Source organism: Bradyrhizobium cedriense, assembly GCF_054602315.1.
The window spans coordinates 1,141,893-1,147,892 of sequence record NZ_JBTSWB010000002.1; the positions used below are offsets into that span (position 1 = coordinate 1,141,893).

Here is a 6,000-nt window from a genome sequence, read left to right on the forward strand (position 1 = left end):
TAGTCTTGTAGGGTGGCCAAGGGCGCTCCTGCGCCGTGCCCACCTTCAGACGCCGTGCTGTCATGGTGGGCACGCTAGGCTTTGCCCACCTTACGAGACTTCGTCAATATTTCGCCGGCACGTACATCTCCGGCGGGACCGGGCCCCGCTGATAGTCGGGGTTGCGCACGCGCGCCGGCAGCATCACCGGAGCCCGCGCGACCTCCTGGTACGGGATCTGAGTCAGTAGATGCGCGATGCAGTTGAGCCGGGCGCGCTTCTTGTCCACGGCATCGACGATCCACCATGGGCTGTCCGGCAGATGCGTGTGCTCCAGCATCGTCTCCTTGGCCTTGGTGTACGCCTCCCAGCGACTGCGGGACTCGACGTCCATCGGGCTCAGCTTCCACTGCTTCAAGGGATCCTTGATGCGCATGGTGAAGCGGAACTGCTGCTCGTCGTCGGTGATCGAGAACCAGTACTTGACCAGGATGATGCCGGAGCGGATCAGCATGCGCTCGAATTCCGGCACTGACTTGAAGAACTCCTGATATTCGTCCTCCGAGCAGAAGCCCATCACGCGCTCGACGCCGGCGCGATTGTACCAGCTACGGTCGAACAGCACGATCTCGCCGCCGGCCGGCAGGTGCGCGACGTAGCGCTGGAAATACCATTGCGTGCGCTCGCGCTCGTTCGGCGCCGGAAGCGCCGCGACGCGGCAGATGCGGGGATTGAGCCGCTGGGTGATGCGCTTGATCACGCCGCCCTTGCCGGCGGAGTCGCGGCCCTCGAACAGCACCACGACCTTCTTCTTCTCGCTCTGCACCCAGTCCTGGAGCTTGACGAGCTCGCCCTGGAGGCGAAGCAGTTCCCGGAAATAGAGCCTGCGATCGACCGTCGGTTTCAGCGTTCCGGCCTCGTCAAGGAGCTCGTCGAGACGGGTATCATCCAGCTCCATCTCCAGTTCCTCGTCGAGATCGTCGGCCATTTCCTGGATGATGCGCTCGCGCTTGGAGATCCGGGATTTTTGATCGGATGCGGTCATGGGTCCTTCTCTCGGCTCGGATACCAGTCACAACGACCATCGGCGGGGTTTGTTGCGTCCATGTGACATGCGATCCCGCTGAAGCAGGTCACACCGGCAGCGCGATCGAATACTTCACCTGGCTGAGCGCAAAGCTCGACTCGATGGAGGCGATGCCGTCGAGCCGGGTCAGCTTGGTCTTCAGGAACGTCTCATAGGAGGCGAGGTCGGCGGCGACGACGCGGAGCAGATAGTCGCGATTTCCGGTCATCAGATAGCATTCCAGCACCTCGTCCCATTTCGAGATCGCGCGGGCAAAGCGGTTGAGGTCCTCTTCCTTCTGCCGCGCCAGCTTGATCGAGATGAAGACGCTGACATGCAGGCCGAGCGCCTTCTGGTCCACGGTCGCGATATAGCGCGAGATCACGCCGCGCTCCTCCAGCAGCTTGACCCGGCGATGGCAGGGTGAGACCGAGAGCCCGACCTTGTCGGCGAGCTCCTGCATGGTCATCCGGCTGTCGTTCTGAAGGTGGCTGAGGATTTTTCGGTCGATGGCGTCGAGCTCTGGCATTGGGATGGAACCTGGGTCAGAAGGCATCTGATTGGTAAAATATCCCAATCTCGGCCGGTACGGCGCGAAAAATTGAGAAGTTTGGCGGGGCCCGCAGGCGTATGATCGATGCTTATTTCCCGGAGCATCGCCATGCCCGTTGACCCCGCTCGCCTCGACACCCTGACCGCGCTCGCCCGCAAGGCGCTGTGGCTGTCGTCCTGGACCATCCACCACGCCAACCACATCCGCAACAATGCGGACGGCCTCAAGGTCGGCGGCCACCAGGCGTCCTCCGCCTCGCTCGCGACCATCATGTCCGCGCTGTACTTCCACGTGCTGCGCCCCGAGGATCGCGTTGCGGTGAAGCCGCATGCGAGCCCGGTCTTCCATGCCATCCAGTATCTGTTCGGCCGCCAGACCCGCGAGAAGCTGGAGAACTTTCGCGGCTTCAAGGGCGCGCAGTCCTATCCCTCGCGCACCAAGGACGTCGACGACGTCGATTTCTCCACCGGCTCGGTCGGCCTCGGCGTCGCGCAGACGCTGTTCTCGTCGCTGGTGCAGGACTACGTCAAGGCGCATGGCTGGATGAAGGAGCGCCGCGAAGGGCGGATGATTGCGCTCGTCGGCGACGCCGAGATGGACGAGGGCAACATCTTCGAGGCTCTGGCAGAGGGTTGGAAGCACGGCCTGCGCAACACCTGGTGGGTGGTCGACTACAACAGGCAGTCGCTCGACGCGGTCGTCCGCGAGGGCCTCTGGGAAAAGTTCGAGACCATGTTCCGCAATTTTGGCTGGGACGTGGTGATCGTGAAATACGGCCGCCTGATGCGCGAAGCCTTTGCCGAGCCCGGCGGCGAGGCGCTCAAGCGCTGGATCGACAACTGTCCGAACGCGCTCTATGCCGCGCTGTGCTTCCAGGGCGGCGCGGCCTTCCGCAAGCACCTGCACGACGAGATCGGCGACCAGGGCCCGATCACCAAGCTGATCGACAGGCGCAGCGACGAGGAGCTGCTCGCACTGATGTCGAACCTCGGCGGCCACGACATGGCAAGCATGCTCGAGGCGTTCGACTCCATCGATCATGATCGCCCGGTCTGCTTCATTGCCTATACCATCAAGGGCGTCGGCCTGCCGTTCCAGGGCCACAAGGACAACCACGCCGGCCTGATGACCGTCGCGCAGATGGAGAAGTACCGCGACAGCCAGAACATCCGGCCCGGACACGAATGGGACAAGTTCGAGGGACTGTCGCAGGATGCGGCCGAACTCGAAGCTTTCCTCGCGCGGGTGCCGTTCAACCAGGACGGCCGCCGGCTGACGGCTCCCGTCGTCGAGGTGCCCCAGCAGCTCGCCTTCAAGCCGTCGCCGCAGATGTCGACCCAGCAGGGCTTTGGCCTCGTGCTCAACGAGATCGCACGCAGCGACAGCGAGCTGGCAAAGCGCATCGTGACGACCTCGCCCGACGTCACCGTCTCGACCAATCTCGGCCCCTGGGTCAACCGCCGCGGGCTGTTCGCGCGCGCCGAGAAGGCGGACTTATTCCGCAGCGAGAAAATTCCGTCGACCTACAACTGGGACGCCTCGCCGAAGGGCCAGCATCTCGAACTTGGCATTGCCGAGATGAACCTGTTCATCATGCTCTCCGCGCTCGGCCTGTCGCACCAGATCAACGGCGAGCGGCTGCTGCCGGTCGGCACGCTCTACGATCCGTTCATCGAGCGCGGCCTCGATGCGCTGAACTATGCCTGCTACCAGGATGCCCGGTTCATGGTGGCGGCGACGCCGTCCGGCATCACGCTCGCGCCGGAGGGCGGCGCGCACCAGTCGATCGCGACGCCGCTGATCGGCATGGCGCAGGATGGGCTCGCCTCGTTCGAGCCGGCCTTCGTCGACGAGCTCGCCGTGATCATGGCGTTCGGCTTTGACCACATGCAACGCGATCCCGGCGAGGGGGGCTCGGTCTATTTGCGGCTCTCCACGCGCAACATCGAGCAGGCGCAGCGCATCATGACGCCGGAGCTGAGGCAGGGCATTACCGACGGCGCCTATTGGCTGCGCAAGCCGGGTCCGAATGCCGAAGCCGTGATCGCCTATACCGGCGCGGTTGCGCCGGAAGCGATCGAGGCCACAGGCTTCATCGGCGAGAGCCGCCGCGACGTCGGCCTGCTCGCGATCACCTCGGCGGATCGCCTGCATGCGGGGTGGACCGCCGCGCGAAGATTGCGGCGCGACCGTCGCGGCGTGCAGCATCTCAGCCATATCGAAAAACTGCTGGCGCCGCTGCCGCGCGACTGCGGCATCGTGACCGTGATCGACGGTCATCCCTCCGCGCTCGGCTGGCTCGGCAGCGTCCGCGGCAACCGCGTCGAGGCGCTGGGCGTCGAGCAGTTCGGCCAGACCGGCAGCATCGCGGACCTTTATCGGCATTACGGCATCGATGCCAACGCCATCATCGATGCGGCCGAAAGCCTCACCACCGGCGCGCCGGTGCTGCACCGGAAGATGGCGGTGTAGTTGAGGTAACTACGCGCGAACCGCGAGCCATATCGAGTCGAGATTCCGGGTTCGGCCCTTTGAGCCGGCCCGGAATGACATCCGGGAGAGCCTTGCCTCGGTCCCGCCATCGGCTCATATAACCTCCGTCCGCCGCAACGCTGGCCCCGCATATGGCGGGTTCAACTGCCGGCGCTTTCGTGCAAGGATGCCTGCCGAAACGCCCCCCTCCAAGCCCCAAGAAGAGGTTACCGATGGTCAATCGCATGCAATTCTACATCGACGGCGCCTGGGTCGATCCCGCCGTCAAGAAGTCCACCGCCGTGGTCAATCCGGCGACGGAAGAGGCGATGTACGAGGTTGCGCTGGGCTCCAAGGCCGACGTGGACAAGGCGGTCGCCGCCGCCAAGCGCGCCTTTGCCACCTTCTCCCAGACCAGCCGCGACGAGCGCGTCGCGCTGCTCACCAAGGTCATCGAGATCTACAAGGGCCGCCTCAAGGAGATCGGCGCTGCCGTCTCCGACGAGATGGGCGCGCCGCTGCCGATGGCGGAAAAGCTCCAGGCCGGCGCCGGCCTCGGCCATCTCATGACGACGCTCGACGTGCTCAAGAACTATCATTTCGAGGAGCCGGTCGGCACCGCCGTGGTGCTGCGCGAGCCGATCGGCGTGGTCGGCATGATCACGCCCTGGAACTGGCCGCTCAATCAGATCGCCTGCAAGGTTGCGCCGGCGCTGGCCGCCGGCTGCACCATGATCCTGAAGCCGTCTGAGTTCACGCCCACGTCCGCACTGATCTTCGCCGAGATTCTCCATGAAGCCGGCGTGCCCAAGGGCGTGTTCAACCTCGTCAACGGCCTCGGCCCCGAGGTCGGCGCCGCCATGAGCGAGCACCCCGACATCGACATGATCTCGTTCACCGGCTCAACCCGCGCCGGCATCGATGTGGCCAAGCGCGCAGCGCCCACCGTCAAACGCGTCAGCCAGGAGCTCGGCGGCAAGTCGCCGAACGTCATCCTCGAAGGCGCCGACCTCACGAAGGCGGTGACCGGCGGCGTGATGCACATGTTCAACAACTCCGGCCAGTCCTGCAACGCACCCTCGCGCATGATCGTGCCGCTGTCGAAGATGAAGGACGTCGCCGCGATCGCGAAGGCCGTCGCCGACAAGACCAAGGCCGGCGATCCCCGCGCCGAAGGCACCACCATCGGCCCGGTCGTCAACCGCGGCCAGTGGGACAAGATCCAGGGCCTGATCAAGAAGGGCATCGACGAGGGCGCAACGCTCGTCGCCGGCGGCCCGGGCCTGCCCGAAGGCGTCAACAAGGGTTTCTATGTCCGCCCGACCATCTTCGCCGACGTCACGCCCGACATGACCATCGCGCGCGAGGAAATCTTCGGACCGGTGCTCACCATCATCGGCGCCAAGGACGAGGCCGACGCTGTCAAGATCGCCAACGACACGCCCTATGGTCTCGCGGGCTATGTCTATGGTCCCTCGGTCGAGGACGCCAAGCGTGTCGGTCGCCAGATCCGCGCCGGCAACGTCAACCTCCAGGGCCAGCCCAACGACCGTACCGCGCCGTTCGGCGGCTACAAGCAGTCCGGCAACGGCCGCGAATGGGGCAAGTTCGGCCTCGAGGACTTCCTCGAAGTGAAGGCCGTCGCCGGCTTCAACGCGGCGTAAGCATCATCGCGTGAACGACCATGACGCCGGAGCGGGCAACCGCTCCGGCGTTTTGCTTTGTCGTCATTGCGAGCGAAGCGAAGCAATCCAGAAATCCGACCGCGGAGACAGTCTGGATTGCTTCGTCGCAAGAGCTCCTCGCAATGATGTTGTGGACGGCCCCACCTGAACGGCATCAAGTGCCAAAACGTGGTCGCCGGAGCGCCACAAAGAGGGAGGCCGTCCATGGCGAAGTTTATCAGAGCGGCGATTGATCTGGGCAAGAA

Annotated in this window: 4 protein-coding genes; 2 read left to right on the plus strand and 2 right to left on the minus strand. The window is 64.7% G+C overall.

Annotation, left to right across the window (positions count from 1 at the left end; translation table 11 throughout):
* Positions 1 to 103: 103 nt before the first annotated feature.
* Together ppk2 and ACYCVF_RS11595 are read right to left on the minus strand one after the other, a co-directional pair.
* Entirely contained in the window at positions 104 to 1,024 is a 921-nt protein-coding gene (ppk2, locus tag ACYCVF_RS11590) for a polyphosphate kinase 2 (RefSeq protein ID WP_459602692.1), read from the minus strand.
* 88 nt (positions 1,025 to 1,112) lie between these two features.
* A complete protein-coding gene (locus ACYCVF_RS11595) occupies positions 1,113 to 1,574 on the minus strand; it encodes an Lrp/AsnC family transcriptional regulator (RefSeq protein WP_028177825.1) in 462 nt (153 codons plus the stop codon).
* Between the two features lie 132 nt (positions 1,575 to 1,706).
* Here ACYCVF_RS11595 and ACYCVF_RS11600 point away from each other — a divergent pair, with 132 nt between their 5' ends.
* A complete protein-coding gene (locus ACYCVF_RS11600; protein ID WP_459602695.1) occupies positions 1,707 to 4,070 on the plus strand; it encodes a transketolase in 2,364 nt (787 codons plus the stop codon).
* Positions 4,071 to 4,303: 233 nt separating this feature from the next.
* Positions 4,304 to 5,734 (plus strand): aldehyde dehydrogenase family protein, encoded by a 1,431-nt coding sequence (locus ACYCVF_RS11605; protein ID WP_459602697.1) that lies wholly within the window; start codon positions 4,304 to 4,306, stop codon positions 5,732 to 5,734.
* The last annotated feature ends 266 nt before the right edge of the window (positions 5,735 to 6,000 follow it).

Excerpts from the sequence above, each read along its gene's own strand:
- ppk2 (WP_459602692.1), bottom strand. The coding sequence starts at position 1,024 with ATGACCGCATCCGATCAAAAATCCCGGATCTCCAAGCGCGAGCGCATC.
- ACYCVF_RS11605 (WP_459602697.1), top strand. The coding sequence starts at position 4,304 with ATGGTCAATCGCATGCAATTCTACATCGACGGCGCCTGGGTCGATCCC.
- ACYCVF_RS11600 (WP_459602695.1), top strand. The coding sequence starts at position 1,707 with ATGCCCGTTGACCCCGCTCGCCTCGACACCCTGACCGCGCTCGCCCGC.
- ACYCVF_RS11595 (WP_028177825.1), bottom strand. The coding sequence starts at position 1,574 with ATGCCAGAGCTCGACGCCATCGACCGAAAAATCCTCAGCCACCTTCAG.